Here is a 16,544-nt window from a genome sequence, read left to right as displayed (position 1 = left end):
TCATCACGCTCACGACAACCGAGGAGTCCGCTCGCGGTCGCGTGATACATCCCGTGGCACCCGCCCGAGAGCCTGGTGCTCCTCGGTGCCGCGTGAGACTAGACTCCCACCGCCGGTGCGTCTTGGGGAGTACTTCGCGCAGGCCGGTAGCCTTCGGCAGGTGTTGCGCGTCCGCCCGATCTCGTCCGAGGAACACCTCGCCTTCATCGCCGGTCGAGAATCGGCGAGCTTCCTGCAGACCCCGGCCTGGGCCCGGGTGAAGACCGAATGGCGCGCGGAGTCGCTCGGCTTCTTCGACGACGACGCCCTGGCCGGCGTGGGCCTGGTGCTGCATCGGCCGGTGCCGAGGCTGCGGCGGGCCACCCTCGCCTATCTGCCCGAGGGGCCGGTGATCGACTGGTCGGGCGAGATCGCCGACTGGCTGGCCCCGTTGACGGCGTACCTGAAGAAGAACGGCGCCTTCGGAGTGCGGATCGGTCCCCCGGTGGCCACCGCGGTCTGGGACGCGACCCAGGTCAAGGCGGGCATCGCCGACGACGCGGTACGCCGCCTCACCGACCTCCCCCCGACCGAGCGACCCGCGCTCGGGGCGCGGGTGGTGAGCCAGTTGCGCGCGCTCGGCTGGCGGCCGCAGTCGCCCGAGGACGGGTTCGGTGCCGGACAGCCGCAGTACACCTTCGAGATCCCACTGACCCATCCCGACGGGCGGCAGAAGACGCCCGACGAGGTCCTCCGCGGCATGAACCAGCTCTGGCGGCGCAACATCAAGAAGGCCGCCAAGGAAGGGGTCGAGGTCGGCGTCCTGGCCGGTCCGGTCACCGACGACGCCCTGACCGCGTTCCACGAGCTCTACCTGCACACGGCCGAGCGCGATCACTTCACCCCGCGGCCCCGGGGCTACTTCCGCACCATGTTCGACGCCCTCGGCGGGGAGGACCCGGAGCGGATCAAGCTCTTCAGCGCCCACCACGACGGCACCCTGGTCGCGGCCACGATCATGGTCCGGGTCGGTGCACACGCCTGGTACTCCTACGGCGCCTCCTCCACCGAGAAGCGAGAGGTCCGCGGCTCCAACGCGCTGCAGTGGGCGATGATCCTGGACGCGTTGGCGGCCGGCGCGTCGGTCTACGACCTGCGCGGCATCACCCCCACCCTGCTGGCCGATGACCCCCACGTCGGGCTCATCGGCTTCAAGGTCGGCACCGGCGGCCGGGCGGTGGCCTACGCCGGCGAATGGGACCTGCCGCTCCACCGGCTGCTCTACTCCGCCTTCGACCTCTACATGAGCAGGCGCGGCTGATGCCCCTCACGCTCACCGTCGACGGCGACGCCTGGCGCGACCACCTGCGCGCCGTCGCCGAGACCAGTCCCGGACTTGTCCCGGTCGCCAAGGGCAACGGCTACGGGTTCACCCTGGGCCGGCTGGCTCGCCGCGCGCAGTGGCTGGGCACCGACACGCTCGCGGTCGGCACGTACGCCGAGCTGCCCGAGGTGGCCACCCGCTTCCCGGGCGCGATCACCGTGCTCAGCCCCTGGCGCCCGTTCGTCCCCGAGCTCGATCCCGGCCTGCGAGGCCGGGTGATCCACACCGTCAGCCGCGGCGAGGACCTGCCGGCGCTGCTGGAGCGGCAGCCCGGTGCGCGGGTGGTGTTGGAACGGATGACCTCGATGCGGCGCCACGGGATGGAGCCGGCCGAGCTCTGGCGGGCCGCCGACCTGGCCCGGGCGCGGGCCAGGTTCGAGGGCGTCACCCTGCACCTGCCGATGACCGGTGCCAACCTCGCCGAGACCCGGTCGCTGATGGCGGACGTCGTCGGCGCCGGGGCGGACACGGTCTGGATCTCGCACCTCAGCTCTGCCGAGCTGGCCCGGCTCGCCGGCTCGTACGCCGACCTGAGGATCCGGCCGCGGATCGGCACCGCGCTCTGGCTCGGCGCGCGGGACGCGCTGCGGGTCGGCGCGACGGTGGAGGACGTGCATCCGCTGCGTCGCGGACAGGTGTTCGGCTATCGCGGCCGACGTGCGCTGCGCGACGGCCACCTGGTGGTCGCCGCGGGCGGCACGGCGCACGGCCTCGGCCTGACCGCGCCGTCCGGACACACCGCCCTGCGCACCCGAGTGTCCACCCTGGCCAAGGGCGGTCTCGACGCCGCCGGACTGGTCCGCTCGCCGTACCTGTGGCAGGGCCAGCAGCTGCTCTTCGCCGAGCCACCGCACATGCAGTCCTCGCTGCTGCTTCTCCCCCGAGGCACCCGGGTGCCCCAGGTCGGGGATCGGCTCGACGTACGCGTGCGGTTCACCACCACCACGTTCGACGAGATCCTCATCGACTGAGGCGTCTGTGGGTCCTGAGGTCGGGGCAGTTTCACCGGTTAACCGGTGGTTCTGCCACTTCTCGAGGGTTGCATCGCGCAGGAAGTTCCAGTTTCACCGGTGAACCGGTGAAACTGCCCAGGCTGCAGCACGTCGCGCACCACCAGCCCGACCAGGTAGAGCTCGGCGGCGACCCGCAGGACGACGGCGAACCAGTAGAACGGCACGTCGTCGCCGCCACCGGCAGTGAGCTCACCACCGAGGTACCACCACACGCAACAGAAGTAGAGCAGCTCACCGGCCTGCCAGACGATCTGGTCGCGCCAGCGCGGCCGGGCCAGCACCGCCAACGGCAGCAACCACAGCACGTACTGCGGTGAGTAGACCTTGTTGACGATCAGGAACCCGGCGACGATCAGGAAGCCGAGCTGCGCCAGCTGAGGCGTGGTCGGCGCCCGCATCCCGAGCGCCAGCACCCCGGCGCACCAGGCACCGAAGAGGAGCCACGACCAGATGTTGACGGTGTGCGCGGAGATGCTCACGTCGGCGGCCTGCTGCACCACCAGCCACAGCGACCCCAGATCCGGCCCGCGCTCGGCGTTGAAGGTCCAGAACACCTTCCACTCCGCGGCCCCGGTGGCGTACGCCGGCAGGTTCACCAGCACCCAGGCGAGTGCCGCGGCGAGTCCGCTGCCGACGAAGTCGCGCCAGCGTCGCTCCCGCCAGCAGATCACCAGCAGCCCGCCGAGCAGGAACAGCGGGTAGAGCTTGGTAGCGGTGCCCAGCCCGACGAAGACGCCGGTGAGCAACGGCCGGCCGCGGGCCCAGGACCACATCGCGCCGGCCACGAACACCACCGCGAGCAGGTCCCAGTTGATCATCCCGGTGACGGCAAGCATCGGGGAGAGCGCGAACGCCGCCGCGTCCCAGGGTCTGCGCCGGTTGGTGCCGGCCAGCATCCAGGTCGCCAGCAGGGCGGCGATCGCGAACCCGATCACGTTGACCACCACGAACAGCCGGATCTCGTGCTTCATCCCGTGCACGTTCCACAGGTCGTCCACCGAGACCGCCGCCCGCTCGGCGAGGTCGGGTGAGCCGGCCAGCACGTGGGTCACCTGGGCCGCCGTCCAGGCGTAGTAGGAGATCCCGACCGGATACTCCATCACCTGGGTGTAGCGCGCCCGCACCTCGGCGTTGTCGCTGTAGGGCCACTTCAGCTCCGAGAACCCGCGCGCGGTGTAGAGGAACGGCAGGTCGGAGTAGCACAGGTAGGAGTACTGGGTGGTCCCGTCGCTCCAGGTGACGTCGTAGCAGGCCTTCTTCGAGGTCATCCCGACCGCGAAGGTCAGCGAGGTCAGCAGCAGCAGGATCCCGGCCACGGTGAACCAGCGCCGGGTCCCGTGGGCGTGCCGGCCGAGCGGGCCGCCGATCGACTCGGAGACGCCGAGGACGACCGGGTCCTCCAGCGCGGGCGCCACGATCGGCTGGTCGGCGTCGGCCGCCTCGACCTGTCGGGGCTCAGCCACCGCCGCCGCCCTTCTCGACCCGGCCGGTCACCCCGCTCGCCGTCGCGGAGGGCTGCGTCGTCGTCGTGGCGGTCGCGGAGGGCTCGGAGGTCTTGGTCGGCTCGGAGGTCTTCGTCGGCGTCGGCGTCGGGGTGCTCTGGTGCGTCGGGGTCGAGGTGTGCGTGGGGTGCGACGTCGCCGTGTTGCGCTGGGTCGGCCGGCTGGTCGGCGTCGCCTGCGGGGTGTACGACGGGGTCGGGTCGTGACCGGAGCTCGGGGCGTCGCCGTCGACCCAGGCCGGCTCGGGGAAGTCCTCCACCTCCCAGCCGTCGGTAGCCCGCTTCATCACGTCGGTCCAGGTCTCGGCCGGATAGGTGGCGCCGAAGTAGGACGGCAGCCACCCGTCGAGCTGGTCGTTGCCGTCACCCCTGACGTACATCACCGCCGTCACCAGCTGCGGCGTGTAGCCGACGAACCACGACGAGGAGACGTAGGAGCCGCCGTCACTGTCCTCCTTGGTCGCCGTACCCGTCTTGCCGGCGGCCGGCTTGTCGAGCGCCAGCGCCGCCGTGCCGGTGCCGTGGCTGACCGTCTCCTGCAGGGCGTAGGAGACGTCGTCGGCGATGTCCTGCGACATCACCCGGGTGGTGGCGTTGGTGGCCTGGTAGAGCACCTTCCCGGAGGCGTCGGTGACCTTGTCCACCACGTGTACGTCGGCCCGCAGACCGCCGTTGTCGATGGTCGCGTAGGCGTTGGCGAGGTTGATCGGGCTGACCGTCGAGTTGCCCAGGGTGAGCAGGAAGTTGTCGGCGTTGAAGTCGGCACCGGAGGTGGACGGGATGCCGGGGTACTTCTTGTTCGCCTTGGCCGGCGGGATGCCGGCGGCGCGGGCCATGTCGTAGACGTCCTCCGACCCGTCCGGCAGCGAGCTCGACATGTCGACGTACGCCGTGTTGATCGACTCCTCCATGGCGTACAGCGCACTCACCTGGCCATAGCTGTGACCGTCGTAGTCGCCGGACTGCTCGCCCTCGTTGTGCACCTCGATGTCGCCGAACGTCTTGGGGCTGTTGCCGTCGAAGGTGTCCTTGAGCGAATAGCCGGCCTTGAGACCCGCGGCGAGGGTGAACGGCTTCATGGTGGAGCCGACCATGCCCCGCGAGGCGGCCCAGTTGGTCTGCGACTCCAGGTAGTTCTGCCCACCGTAGAAGCCGCGCAGGGCGCCGCTGCCGGGCGCGACCATCGCCACCCCGATGTGCAGCTTCTTGTCGCTGAACCCGTCCGGACGGGCCTCCATCACGCCCTGCTTGGCGGCGTTCATCGCTCCCCTCGTCAGGGTGGTGGTGACGCGTAGGCCACCGCCCTCGATCTCCTCGGGGGTGAAGCCGATCTGCTCCAGCTCGTTCTTCACCAGGGTGAGCGCATGCCCCCGCTGGCCGCCGAGCTTGTCCGAGCTCTCGATCTTGGGGAACGCCGGCAGGTGGCGCTCGGCCTTGGTCGCCTTCTGCTCGGTGATCTTGCCCATCGAGGCCATGCCGTCCAGCACGTAGCGATAGCGCTCCAGCAACGACTTCCGGGCGTCCTTGCCGTTGGCCGGGTCCAGGCCGTAGGGGTCGTTGAGCACCGAGGCGAGCACCGCCGACTGGCGCACGGTGAGGTCGGCGGCGTGCTCTTCGAAGTAGGCCTCGGCGGCGGCCTCGATGCCGTACGCTCCGCGCCCGAAGTAGATGGTGTTGAGGTATCCCTCGAGGATGTCCTGCTTGCTCATCGTGCGCCGGATCTTCAGCGACAAGATGGCCTCCTTCACCTTGCGCTTGTAGGAGCGCTCCTGGTTCAGGTAGAGGATCTTGACGTACTGCTGGGTGATCGTGGACGCACCCTGGGTGGAGTTGCCGGCCGCGTTGGAGAAGGCGGCCCGGATGATGCCCTTGAGGTCGATGCCGCTGTTGGTCCAGAACGTCCGGTCCTCGGCCGCGACGACGGCGTCCTTGATGCTCTGCGGCATCTCGTCGTAGTCGATCGAGTCCCGGTTCTGGTCGGCGAACTGGCCGACCTCGTGGGTGCCGTCGGCGTAGTAGATGTGCGTCGTCTGGGTCTGGAAGGCGGCGTTGGGACTGGGGATGTCGATCGTCTTGTAGAGGTAGATCGCCAGCCCGACCAGGATCAGGACCAGGACCAGCCCGGTCGCCAGCAGCCAGCGGGTGATCCGCCAGAACCACTGCTTGCCGGTCAGCTTCCGCTTCGAGCCGCCACGACCGGAACCACCGCGAGACGCCGCCGACCTCGTCGAGGAGTCGGCCGCGCCGGTGCTTGCCCGTCGCTTGCCGCTCGAGGGGTACTCACTCACGAAGTCTCCAGACGAATCCGCCGACATTTGCCCGGCCGCCGTACGACGGCCGGACCACAGGGTACGCATCCAACCTGAAACCGGCCCTCTCGCCGTCGACGGCGACCCAACCGCGCGGTGCGACATGGTGAAATGACATCCCGGGGATTCGCAACAGCCGGATATATCGCTACGATGTATTGCATGGCACGTCGCGCGGAGACCATCGAGCTGGCAGTCCTCGGACTGCTGCACGAGGGCCCCATGCACGGCTACGAGCTGCGCAAGCGGCTCAACCTGATGCTCGGCTGGGGTCGCGTCCTCTCCTACGGGTCGCTCTACCCCGCGCTGAAGAAGATGCTGCGCGCCCGGCTGATCGAGGAGAGCACCGTGGCTCCCGCGATCAGCCGCCGCCAGCGGATCGTCTACCAGCTGACCGAGGCCGGACACCGCGAGTTCGAGCAGCTCATGTCCGATGTCGGCCCGGTCGCCTGGGAGGACGACAACTTCGACATCAGGTTCGCCTTCTTCGGTCGGACCGACATGGAGATCCGGCTGCGCGTCCTGGAGGGACGTCGCAGCCGCCTCCAGGAGCGGCTCGACAGAGTTCAGCAGCAGTTGGCGATGACTCAGAAGGAGGTGGACTCCTACGCACGTGAGCTACAGCGGCACGGCGTGGAGTCCGTCGAGCGTGAGGTGCGATGGCTCTCGTCGCTCATCGATGCCGAGCGCAACCCGGCCTCGGCCGACAGCGAGGTGGCCGCCGGCGACCCGATACAGGATCCGCAGAGCCACCAGATGGCCTCGGGAACCGCAGAAAGGAAGGAGCCCTGATGGGTTCGGTACGAGTAGCAATCGTGGGGGTCGGCAACTGTGCCAGCTCCCTGGTGCAGGGTGTCGAGTACTACAAGGACGCCGACCCGTCGGGCACCGTTCCCGGCCTGATGCACGTCAAGTTCGGTGACTACCACGTCTCCGACGTGCAGTTCGTGGCGGCGTTCGATGTCGACGACAAGAAGGTCGGCAAGGACCTCTCCGAGGCCATCAACGCCTCGGAGAACAACACCATCAAGATCTGCGACGTCCCCACGCTGGGCATCGAGGTCCAGCGTGGCCACACCCTCGACGGGCTCGGCAAGTACTACCGGCTGACCATCGAGGAGTCCGCCGCCGAGCCGGTCGACGTGGTCAAGGCGCTCCAGGACGCCGAGGTCGACGTGCTCGTCTCCTACCTGCCGGTGGGCTCGGAGGAGGCCGACAAGTTCTACGCCCAGTGCGCCATCGACGCGGGCGTGGCCTTCGTCAACGCGCTCCCGGTCTTCATCGCCTCCGACCCCGAGTGGGCGAAGAAGTTCACCGACGCCGGCGTCCCGATCGTCGGTGACGACATCAAGTCGCAGGTCGGCGCGACCATCACCCACCGCGTGATGTCGAAGCTGTTCGAGGACCGGGGCGTCGTGCTCGACCGGACCTACCAGCTCAACGTCGGCGGCAACATGGACTTCAAGAACATGCTCGAGCGTGACCGGCTGGAGTCCAAGAAGGTCTCCAAGACCCAGGCGGTCACCTCGAACCTGACCGGTCCGCTGTCCGGCAAGGTCGAGGACAAGAACGTCCACATCGGTCCGTCCGACTACGTGCAGTGGCTCGACGACCGCAAGTGGGCCTACGTCCGCCTCGAGGGTCGCGCCTTCGGTGACGTCCCGCTGAACCTGGAGTACAAGCTCGAGGTCTGGGACTCGCCGAACTCGGCCGGCATCATCATCGACGCCGTCCGCGCCGCCAAGATCGCCAAGGACCGCGGCATCGGCGGCCCGATCATCCCGGCCTCGGCGTACCTGATGAAGTCGCCGCCGGTCCAGATCGAGGACACCGAGGGTCGCGTGCTGTTGGAGAAGTTCATCTCCGGCGAGTGATCTTCCTCTGAGAACCCGTTCTCAGAGGACAACCGCCCCGCTCGGCCTCGGCCGGGCGGGGCGGTTCGCATTCTCGCCGTACGCCGGCCGGCGCCACTCCGGCCGGTCCGTCCCGGTCGGGTCCGGCTACGCGGCCTCGGCCACCGTCTCCGCCTCGGCCTTGAGCCGCCGCAGCGTCGTGTTCATCCCGGCCTCCAGCTCGGCGACGAACCGCTCCTGGCCACCCAGCAGCGCCTTGATCAGGCCGCGCGAGAGCAGAGAGGTGCCGTCGGGCACCTCACGACGGTGGGTGACGACGGTGGTCCCGGGCCGGTCCGCCGACTCGGCGAGCTGGAAGGACCACACGGTGCGGTTCTCCACCACCCGGAAGGCGAAGTCCGAGTGCGGCGCGAACCGGACCACCTTCGCCGTGGTCGGCCAGCGCTTCAGCCCGTGACGGTTGAGGTTGACGAAGCGGGTGCCGAGTCGGACCGGCCGGCCGAAGACGTGCGTCCGCACCACCTGCGGACTCCAGGACGCCATCCGGGAGACGTCGGTGATCATCGACCACAGCTGGGCGGCGGAGGCGTCGATGGTGATGCGTGCTTCAAGTTCGGGAGCGCTCATGAGACCAACCTACCGGCCAGTAGATCGGAGGGGTGCACCTTCCCGCCGAGTCGGCGCGAACTGGTCCATCAAGCGCCGACTCGCCGCCTGAGCGCGTACAACAAGCGCCGACTCGGCGATCAGGCCCGGGCGTCCCACCACACCCTGAGCCGGGCGGTCGCCTCCTCCTCGGAGAGCGGGCCCTCGTCGATCCGCATCTCGAGCAGGTACCGGTAGGCCTCGCCCACCTCGCGACCCGGAGCGAGCCCGAGGATCGACATGATCTGGTTGCCGTCGAGGGCGGGTCGCATCGCGGCGAGCTCCTCCTCGCCGGCCAGCCGTTCGATCCGCGCCTCGAGCGCGTCGTAGGTCCGGGCGAGCCGCTCCGCCTTCCGCCTGTTCCGGGTGGTGCAGTCGGCCCGGGTGAGGATGTGCAGCCGTTCGAGCTGGTCGCCGGCATCGCGGACGTAGCGCCGGACCGCGGAGTCGGTCCACTCGCCGGTGCCGTAGCCGTGGAACCGGAGATGCAGCTCGACCAGCCTGGCGACCGCGTCGGTCTCCTCCCCGGAGAAACGCAGCGCCTTCATCCGCTTGCGCACCAGCTTGGCGCCGACCACGTCGTGATGGTGGAAGGTGACGGTGCCGTCCTCGAGGAAGCGACGCGTCCGCGGCTTGCCCACGTCGTGCATCAGCGCCGCGAAGCGGGAGATGAAGTCCGGACCGCCTCCGGGCAGCCGGTCCTCCTGCTCGATCGCCTGCTCCAGCACGGTCAGCGAGTGCTCGTAGACGTCCTTGTGTCGGTGATGCTCGTCGCGCTCGAGCCGCAGCGCGGGCAGCTCGGGCAACACCCGGTCCGCCAGGCCGGTGTCGACCAGCAGGGTCAGCCCGAGCCGGGGGTACGGCGCACAGATCAGCTTGGTCAGCTCGTCGCGGACCCGTTCGGCGGAGATGATCTCGATCCGGTCCGCCATCTCGGTCATGGCCGCCACCACGTCCTCGGCCGGGGTGAAGCCGAGCTGCGCAGCGAACCGGGCCGCCCGCATCATCCGCAGCGGGTCGTCGCCGAAGGAGTCCTCCGGGCGGCCAGGGGTGCGCAGGGTGCGGGTGGCCAGATCGACCACTCCGCCGTACAGGTCCACCACGCTGCGCTCGACGCCGTGGGGGCCGGCCAGCCGGACCGCCATCGCGTTGACGGTGAAGTCGCGGCGACCCAGGTCCCCGGCGAGGGTGTCACCGAAGTCGACCTCCGGCTTGCGCGAGTCGGGGTCGTAGACCTCCGATCGGTACGTCGTCACCTCCACCTGCCACTCCCCCTTGCGGCAGCCGATGGTGCCGAAGGCGCGGCCCATGTCCCAGGTCGCGCCGCGCCGCTCCGAGCCGACCCAGCGCTTGAGGATCCGCTCGGTGGCCTCCGGCCGGGCCGAGGTGGTGAAGTCCAGGTCGTGCTGGGCACGACCGAGCATCGCGTCGCGAACCGGGCCACCGACCAGGGCGAGCTCGTGACCCTCCGCGGCGAAGAGCTCGGCCAGCGGCTCGATGACCGGAGCGAGCCGATCCAGCTCCGCGGTCACCGAACGCTGGACGTCGGCGATCGGGATCGGGGGCAGCGTGGTCTCGGACACGGCGGCATAGTTTACGAGGGCATCCGCGTCCGGCCGATATCCTCGACGCCATGCCTAGCCCCCCGCTGTCGTCGACGTCGACGACAGCGGGACCTCCACCCACCGGCCCCCGGCCGCCGGCCGGATCCGCCCGCCGGCCGTTTGCGCCTGCCGCGGTGGCGGTGCTGACGCTCGTGCTGACGGTGATACTGACGAGCGCGCTGGTCGGTGTCGTGCTGCCGGTCGGGCCGGCCGCGGCGGCCGAGAGCACCGAGAGTCCGCTCGCGGTCACCATCGACACCATCGACACGGTCAGCCTGAACGGCTCCGGTCCGATCACCGTCTCCGGCACCGTCACCGATCGCGACTCCGACACCTGGACGAACGTCCACGTCTATCCGTTCCTCGGCGACCATCCGATCACCTCCGAGACCGAGCTGAACCAGGCCGCCGACACCGACGAGGACGCCTACGTCGGCACCCGGAAGATCCTCCAGGGTCACTACGCCACCATCGACTCCGTCGACCCCGGCGAGACGGTCGGCTGGTCGTTCACCATCCCCCGGGCCTACCTGCGCAAGTACACCTCCGGGACGGGGGTCTACTGGTTCGGCGTACACGCGCTGGGGCCGACGCCCGCCGGTCAGATGGCGCGCGCCGACGGCCGAGCGCGGACCTTCCTGCCGCTCGTCTCCACCACCAAGGGCCAGCAGCGCGACAAGGTCGCGGTGGTGCTGCCACTGCGGCACCGGGTCCGCTACTCCCCCGACGGCCGGATCGCGCGGCAGCGGGTGTGGACCACCGATCTGGGCGACGACGGCCGGCTCGGCCGGCTGCTCTCGTTCGGCGCCACCAACCGCGGCGTGACCTGGTTGGTCGACCCGGCGGTGCTCGACGCCGTACGGCGCTTGGCGATGGGCAACCCACCGCGCAACATCGATGCCACCGACGGCAGCGACGGCACCGGGGTCGGTACGCCGTCGGCCTCGACCTCGCCCAGCGGTCCCCGGTCCTCGCCGTCCGCACCCGATGCCTCGGCGAGCGCCGGCATGGAGAATCCGATGACCTCCGCGGAGCGCAGGCGCACCCGGGCGGCGACCGCCGCCGCCAAGCACTGGCTGCAGCGGCTCAACGGCGCGATGGCCGGGCACGAGGTGCTCGCCCTGCCGTACGGCGACCCGGACCTGTCCACCGTGGCCACCACCGATGCGAGCCTCTACCGGATCGCCCGCGCCCGCGGCCGGGCGGTGCTGCGTGCCCTCCACATCAAGGCCACCTCGGCGGTCTCACCCGCCTCCGGCTACCTGGACGCCACTGCCATCAGGACGCTCAGCGATCGCCCGTTGACGGTGGTCAGCGACGCCATGATCCGGGGCACCGCGCCGGTGGTCGCGCGCTATGACCGGCACGACCTGATCACCACCTCGGCCGACGCCGCCAAGGGTGGGCCTGCCCCCGGCAACCGGTACACGGCCACCGCGCTGCGACAACGACTGATCGCCGTGACGGCGCTGCGGCACGGCACCGGGACGCCCACCATCTTGATGCTGCCCGACGACTGGTCGCCCTCCACCGACGCGCTCGCCGCGTTCACCACCATCGACGACAGCCCCTGGGCCAGGCTCACCTCGGTGTCCAACGCCGTCGGCTCCGCCGCAGCGACGACCGTCCGAGCCAGACGGCTGGTCTACCCGGAAGCCCAGAAGGACGCCCAGCTCTCCACCGGCGTGGTCGCCGAGGCGAGCCGGCTGATGAGCACCGGTCGGACCCTGCAGCGGGTGTTGACCCACAACGACCGGGTCGCCGCCGAGGTGCAGGACGAGGCGCTCACCTCGGTCTCGTACGCCGCCCGGCCCGGCGAGGAGTATCCGGTGGTCCGTTCGATCGAGGCGATCGAGAATCTGCTCGGCGGCGTCCGGGTGAGCAGCGCCTCCGCGGTGCTGCTGTCCAGCAACTCGGGCAGCTTCTCGATCACCGTGCGCAACGGGCTCGACCAGGCGGTCTCGGTCCGGCTCCGGGCGATCTCCGACTCGGGCATCAGGATCACCGTGCCGGCGGAGGTGACGGTGCCGGCCAACGGCAGCAGCACCCAGCTGCTCCAGGCCACCTCGACCACCAACGGCGTGCATGCGGTCCGCCTGGAGCTCACCGACTCCGCGGGCAAGACACTGGGCGGATTCACCGAGGTGTCGATCAAGACGACCCAGGTGAGCACCATCATCTGGTGGTTCATCGGTGCCGGTCTGGCCCTGCTGTTCGCCGCCATCGCGGTGCGGCTGGTGCGCCGCATCCGCGCGGCCCGCGGCACGCCTCCCTCCTCGGGCCCGGATGAGCCGAGCGGGGCCGGCCCGGACCGGCCGTCCGATCAGGCGCCGGGCGCCGAGGCCTCCACTCCGCAGGAGGCGGCGTGACGGCGGCCGCGCGTCGTGCCACCACCGGCGCCCAGCGCGCCGAGGACAGCAGCGTCCTCGGCGCGAGCGCGGTGATGGCTGCCGGAACCATCGTCTCCCGGGCCAGCGGGTTCATCCGATCCGCGCTGCTGGTCGCCGCGATCGGCTCGGTCGGCACCCACGCGGACGCGTTCAACCTGGCCAACACGATCCCCAACATGCTCTACATCCTGCTGGCCGGAGGCGTCTTCAACGCCGTCCTCGTGCCGCAGCTGGTGCGCGCCTACCAGCACGATGCCGACCACGGCAAGGCCTACACCGATCGGATCATCACCCTGGCGTTCTGCTTCCTGGGTGCGGTGACGGTGCTGCTGGTGCTGGCGGCGCCGCTGGTCATGCGGATCTATCTGGACTCCTCGTGGTACCAACCCGACCACGACGCACAGCGAACCGCGGCCATCGCGTTCGCCCGGCTGTGCCTGCCCCAGGTGTTCTTCTACGGGATGTTCGTGCTGGTCGGGCAGGTGCTCAACGCCCGCGGCCGGTTCGGCCCGATGATGTGGGCACCGATCGCCAACAACGTCGTCTCGATCCTGACCCTGGCCGTCTACCTGGCGCTCTTCGGTGCCAGCCCGGTCGGCGGCTACTCCGACGCGGAGGTGCTGCTGCTCGGCCTCGGTTCGACGCTCGGCATCGCCGCCCAGTTCCTGCTGCTGCTCCCGCCGCTGCGGGCCGCCGGGGTGCGGGTCTCGCCACGGTTCGACTTCCGCGGCACCGGCCTGGGTCACACCCTGCGGCTGGGTGGATGGACGGTGCTCTTCGTGGTGGTCAACCAGATCGCCTACACGGTCGTGACCCGGCTCGCCTCGGGTGGCGCCGCCGCCGAGGGCACCGGCTACACGATCTATGCGAACTCGTTCCTGGTCACCCAGGTCCCGCACTCGATTGTGACCGTCTCGCTGGCGACCGCGCTGCTGCCGCTGCTGACCCGGCACGCCGCCGGCGGCGACCGGGCCGGCATGGGTCGCGGCCTGTCCCGCAACCTGCGCTCGGCCCTGTCGCTGGTGATCCCGGCCGCCGCGCTGCTGCCGGTGCTCGCCAACCACGTGGCCCGGCTGTTGTTCGGGTACGGCGCCTCGGCGGATCAGTACCACTCCTACGCCCCGACGCTGGCCGTGTTCGCCCCCGGGATGGTCTTCTTCACCGTGCACTACTTCATGCTCCGCGGCTTCTACGCCATCGAGCAGAACCGGACCGTCTTCTTCATCCAGTGTGCCGTCGGCGCCACCAACGTGGTGGCCGCGCTGGTACTGGTCAGGCTGGTCGATCCCGAGCACACCGCGCCCGCCCTGGCCGCCGCCTACGGCCTCTCCTACCTGGTCGGCGCGGTCGTCTCCTTCGTCGTGCTCCGCGGTCAGGTGCGGGACCTGGACGAGACCCGACTGCTGCGGTTCCTGATCCGGATGCTGCTGGTCACCGCCGTCGCCACCCTGGCGGCCTGGCTGGTCGACCAGGCACTGCTCACCTACGACCGGGCACCGGGGCTGGTGGTCACCGTCGCCGAGATCGCTGCGGTCGGTGGGGTCTCCGGGTGCATGGTGCTGCTCGGCGCCAAGGCGATGCGCATCACCGAGCTGAACCAGATGGTCGCGCAGATCGGACGCCGCCTCGGCCGCGGTGGTCAGACCGATCGGAGAGTGGGCCGATGAGGAACCTCCTGGGAGACTGGGGCCATGGAGTCGACCCGCGCCGGTGATGTTCTGGCCGGCAGGTACCACTTGGTGGACCTGCTCAGCGAGGCGCGCGACGGACGTTTCTGGCGGGCCGACGACCGCATCCTGGGGCGCCCGGTGGCGATTCACGTGCTCGACGTCCACGACGAGCGTGCCCCGCGCCTGTTGGCCGCCGCCCGCGCCTCCGCGACGGTCAACGACCCGCGACTGCTGCGGGTGCTCGACGCCGCCACCACCGACGCGATCGCCTACGTGGTCAACGAATGGGGCAGCGGCATCTCGCTGGACAACCTGCTGGCCGCCGAAGGACCCCGTACGCCGCGGCAGGCCGCCTGGATCCTCAGCGAGGTCACCGACACCCTGAGCGCCGCACACCGACGCGGACACGCGCACGGCCGGCTGAGCCCGGAGAACATCCTGATCGACGACCTGGGTGCCGTCCGGATCATCGGGTTCGCCGTCGAGGCGGCGCTCTACGGCCTGCAGCCCCACCCGATGGCGGACATCGAGACCGACTGCGTGGACGCCGCCGCGTTGCTCTACGCCGCGCTGACCGGGAAGTGGGCCGGCCGCTCGCCCTCCCGGGTGCCGGCCGCGCCGACCAACCACGGCCGACTGCTGCGGCCACGCCAGGTGGTCGCCGGCGTCCCCCGGGTGCTCGACGACCTGTGCACCGAGGTGCTGCGCCGGGGTGCCGGCGAGCCGGCCTCGGCCGCCCAGCAACACGCGGTGCTGGCGGCGTACGTCGGCGAGTACGCGGAGGTGACCCCGACCGAGCCGGGCTCGGAGTCGGACCTGGACGCGCTCACCCCGCCGGACGGCATCGTGCTGAACCGGACCACGGACCCGGCGTCCTCGGCCCAGGCGGCCCCGCCGGCGACCCAGTCCCTCGAACCGGCCGGCGAGGAGCCGACCCTCCAGGTGCCCACCGAGCAGCCGGCTGAGCAGCCCACCGAGCGGTCGGCTGAGCCCGACGAGGCGCCGGAGCCGGTGGCCGACGAGCACCCCGATCCGGACGCCACCGAGCCGGGGCTGCCGGTCTTCGACGACGACTGGAGCAAGCCCCGGGCCGACCCCGCTCCGCCACCGCCTCCGTTCGAGCCGCCGACACCGAAGCCGTTGTTCGCCGACGAGCCGCGCCAACCACGCGAGTCGGTGGCCCCCGAGCCGGTGGGCCGGCAGCCCGGTCCGGCCCGGGGAGAGACCGAGCCACCCACCCGACCGACCCCGGTCGATCAGACCGGAGCGGCCGCGGCGACGAACGTCCATGCCCAGCGTCCGGTGACCCCCCGCCCGCCGGTGATCCTCCCCGAGCCGGACGACGAGGACGGCGTGCCCGGACGCCGCTGGCTGCGGGCCGCCATGATCATCGGGCTGATCGGCGTACTGCTGGTCTGTGCCGCCCTCGGCTACAACCTGAGCCGCGGCAAGACGCCGTTCGGACAGGACAAGGCATCCGCGTCGCCATCGGCCACCGCGACCCCGAAGCCCAGCGTGATCAAGGGTGTCACCGGCACCGACTACGACCCGTACGGCGACCCGCCCGAGGAGTACCCGGATCTCGTCTCGCTCACCCTCGACGGCAACGCCACCACCGCCTGGCGCACCCAGGTCTATCTGCAGCAGCTCGGCCCGAGCGGCCTCAAGACGGGCGTCGGCCTGGTCTACGACCTGCACGGCACCTACGACCTGAGCACGATCCGGCTGCGCTTCATCGGCACGCCCACCACGGTGCGGATCTACGTCTCCGACACGGCACCGGGCGAGACCACGCCGCCCTCGGGGAAGGCGGCCGGGAGCGGCACCCTGAAGATCACCGGCTCGATCTCGCTCAGCGGTGCCACCGGCCGCTACGTCACCGTCTGGCTGACCTCGCTCCCCGCGGTCAGCGGCGGCTACCGCGGCGAGGTCGCCGAGGTGACGTTCCTGGGCACCTCGGCCGGCTGATCCCGGGCCGGGAATCCTCCACCGCCACCATCCGTTAGCACGGTGTCCGCAACGATGGTGCCGCGCATGTCGGGTACTCGATCGTGTGGGTGTTTGTTGAGGTCATTGTTGAAAGGGATTCTCGATGGTTGCTGCTTCTTCTGCTGAGTCGCCGCGTGAGGTGGTTGTGGTGGGTTCTGGTCCGTCGGGTTATACCGCGGGGGTGTATGCGGGTCGGGCGGGGTTGTC

General features: G+C 70.4%; 11 protein-coding genes. 7 read left to right on the top strand and 4 right to left on the bottom strand.

Going from position 1 to position 16,544, the window contains the following annotated elements:
• Window positions 1-163: 163 nt before the first annotated feature.
• Both QM638_RS22255 and QM638_RS22250 read left to right on the top strand, forming a co-directional pair.
• The gene (locus QM638_RS22255; RefSeq protein WP_415145861.1) at window positions 164-1,300 is read left to right on the top strand and encodes a lipid II:glycine glycyltransferase FemX; all 1,137 of its coding nucleotides are present in this window, start codon (window positions 164-166) and stop codon (window positions 1,298-1,300) included.
• Window positions 1,300-2,334 carry an alanine racemase gene (locus tag QM638_RS22250; RefSeq protein WP_415145731.1) on the top strand — a complete coding sequence of 345 codons (1,035 nt, stop codon included), beginning with the start codon at window positions 1,300-1,302 and terminating at the stop codon, window positions 2,332-2,334. The genes QM638_RS22255 and QM638_RS22250 overlap by 1 nt, the downstream gene beginning before the upstream one ends.
• A gap of 38 nt (window positions 2,335-2,372) precedes the next feature.
• Here the strand turns inward: QM638_RS22250 and QM638_RS22245 are convergent, their stop codons facing one another.
• A complete protein-coding gene (locus QM638_RS22245; protein WP_415145729.1) occupies window positions 2,373-3,839 on the bottom strand; it encodes a glycosyltransferase family 87 protein in 1,467 nt (488 codons plus the stop codon).
• Window positions 3,832-6,165, bottom strand: a complete 2,334-nt coding sequence (locus QM638_RS22240) for a transglycosylase domain-containing protein (RefSeq protein ID WP_415145727.1) — start codon at window positions 6,163-6,165, stop codon at window positions 3,832-3,834. Before QM638_RS22240 ends, QM638_RS22245 begins: the two co-directional genes overlap by 8 nt.
• Before the next feature lie 183 nt (window positions 6,166-6,348).
• Here QM638_RS22240 and QM638_RS22235 point away from each other — a divergent pair, with 183 nt between their 5' ends.
• A complete protein-coding gene (locus QM638_RS22235) occupies window positions 6,349-6,978 on the top strand; it encodes a PadR family transcriptional regulator (RefSeq protein ID WP_415145725.1) in 630 nt (209 codons plus the stop codon).
• Window positions 6,978-8,060: an inositol-3-phosphate synthase gene (locus QM638_RS22230; protein ID WP_415145723.1), complete on the top strand. Its 1,083-nt coding sequence runs from the start codon at window positions 6,978-6,980 to the stop codon at window positions 8,058-8,060. Before QM638_RS22235 ends, QM638_RS22230 begins: the two co-directional genes overlap by 1 nt.
• 126 nt (window positions 8,061-8,186) lie before the next feature.
• On the opposite strand, the gene QM638_RS22225 is transcribed toward QM638_RS22230, so the two are convergent.
• Entirely contained in the window at window positions 8,187-8,666 is a 480-nt protein-coding gene (locus QM638_RS22225) for an SRPBCC family protein (protein ID WP_415145721.1), read from the bottom strand.
• A gap of 119 nt (window positions 8,667-8,785) precedes the next feature.
• On the bottom strand, window positions 8,786-10,267 hold the full coding sequence (locus tag QM638_RS22220; RefSeq protein ID WP_415145719.1) for a CCA tRNA nucleotidyltransferase: 1,482 nt from the start codon (window positions 10,265-10,267) through the stop codon (window positions 8,786-8,788).
• Window positions 10,268-10,422: 155 nt separating this feature from the next.
• Between QM638_RS22220 and QM638_RS22215 the strand changes: the two genes are divergently transcribed.
• Genes QM638_RS22215 through QM638_RS22205 form a run of 3 tightly spaced genes read left to right on the top strand, consistent with a single transcriptional unit; the run spans window position 10,423 to window position 16,316 of the window.
• On the top strand, window positions 10,423-12,657 hold the full coding sequence (locus QM638_RS22215; RefSeq protein WP_415145718.1) for a DUF6049 family protein: 2,235 nt from the start codon (window positions 10,423-10,425) through the stop codon (window positions 12,655-12,657).
• Window positions 12,654-14,345, top strand: a complete 1,692-nt coding sequence (murJ, locus tag QM638_RS22210) for a murein biosynthesis integral membrane protein MurJ (protein WP_415145716.1) — start codon at window positions 12,654-12,656, stop codon at window positions 14,343-14,345. Before QM638_RS22215 ends, murJ begins: the two co-directional genes overlap by 4 nt.
• A 24-nt stretch (window positions 14,346-14,369) precedes the next feature.
• Complete coding sequence (locus QM638_RS22205; RefSeq protein ID WP_415145714.1) at window positions 14,370-16,316, top strand: protein kinase domain-containing protein; 1,947 nt, start codon at window positions 14,370-14,372, stop codon at window positions 16,314-16,316.
• The last annotated feature ends 228 nt before the right edge of the window (window positions 16,317-16,544 follow it).

Source organism: Nocardioides sp. (assembly GCF_047606145.1).
Classification (GTDB): Bacteria; Actinomycetota; Actinomycetes; order Propionibacteriales; family Nocardioidaceae; genus Nocardioides.
The sequence above is the reverse complement of the archived record's forward strand: the minus strand, read 5'-3'. Positions and strand labels throughout refer to the sequence as shown.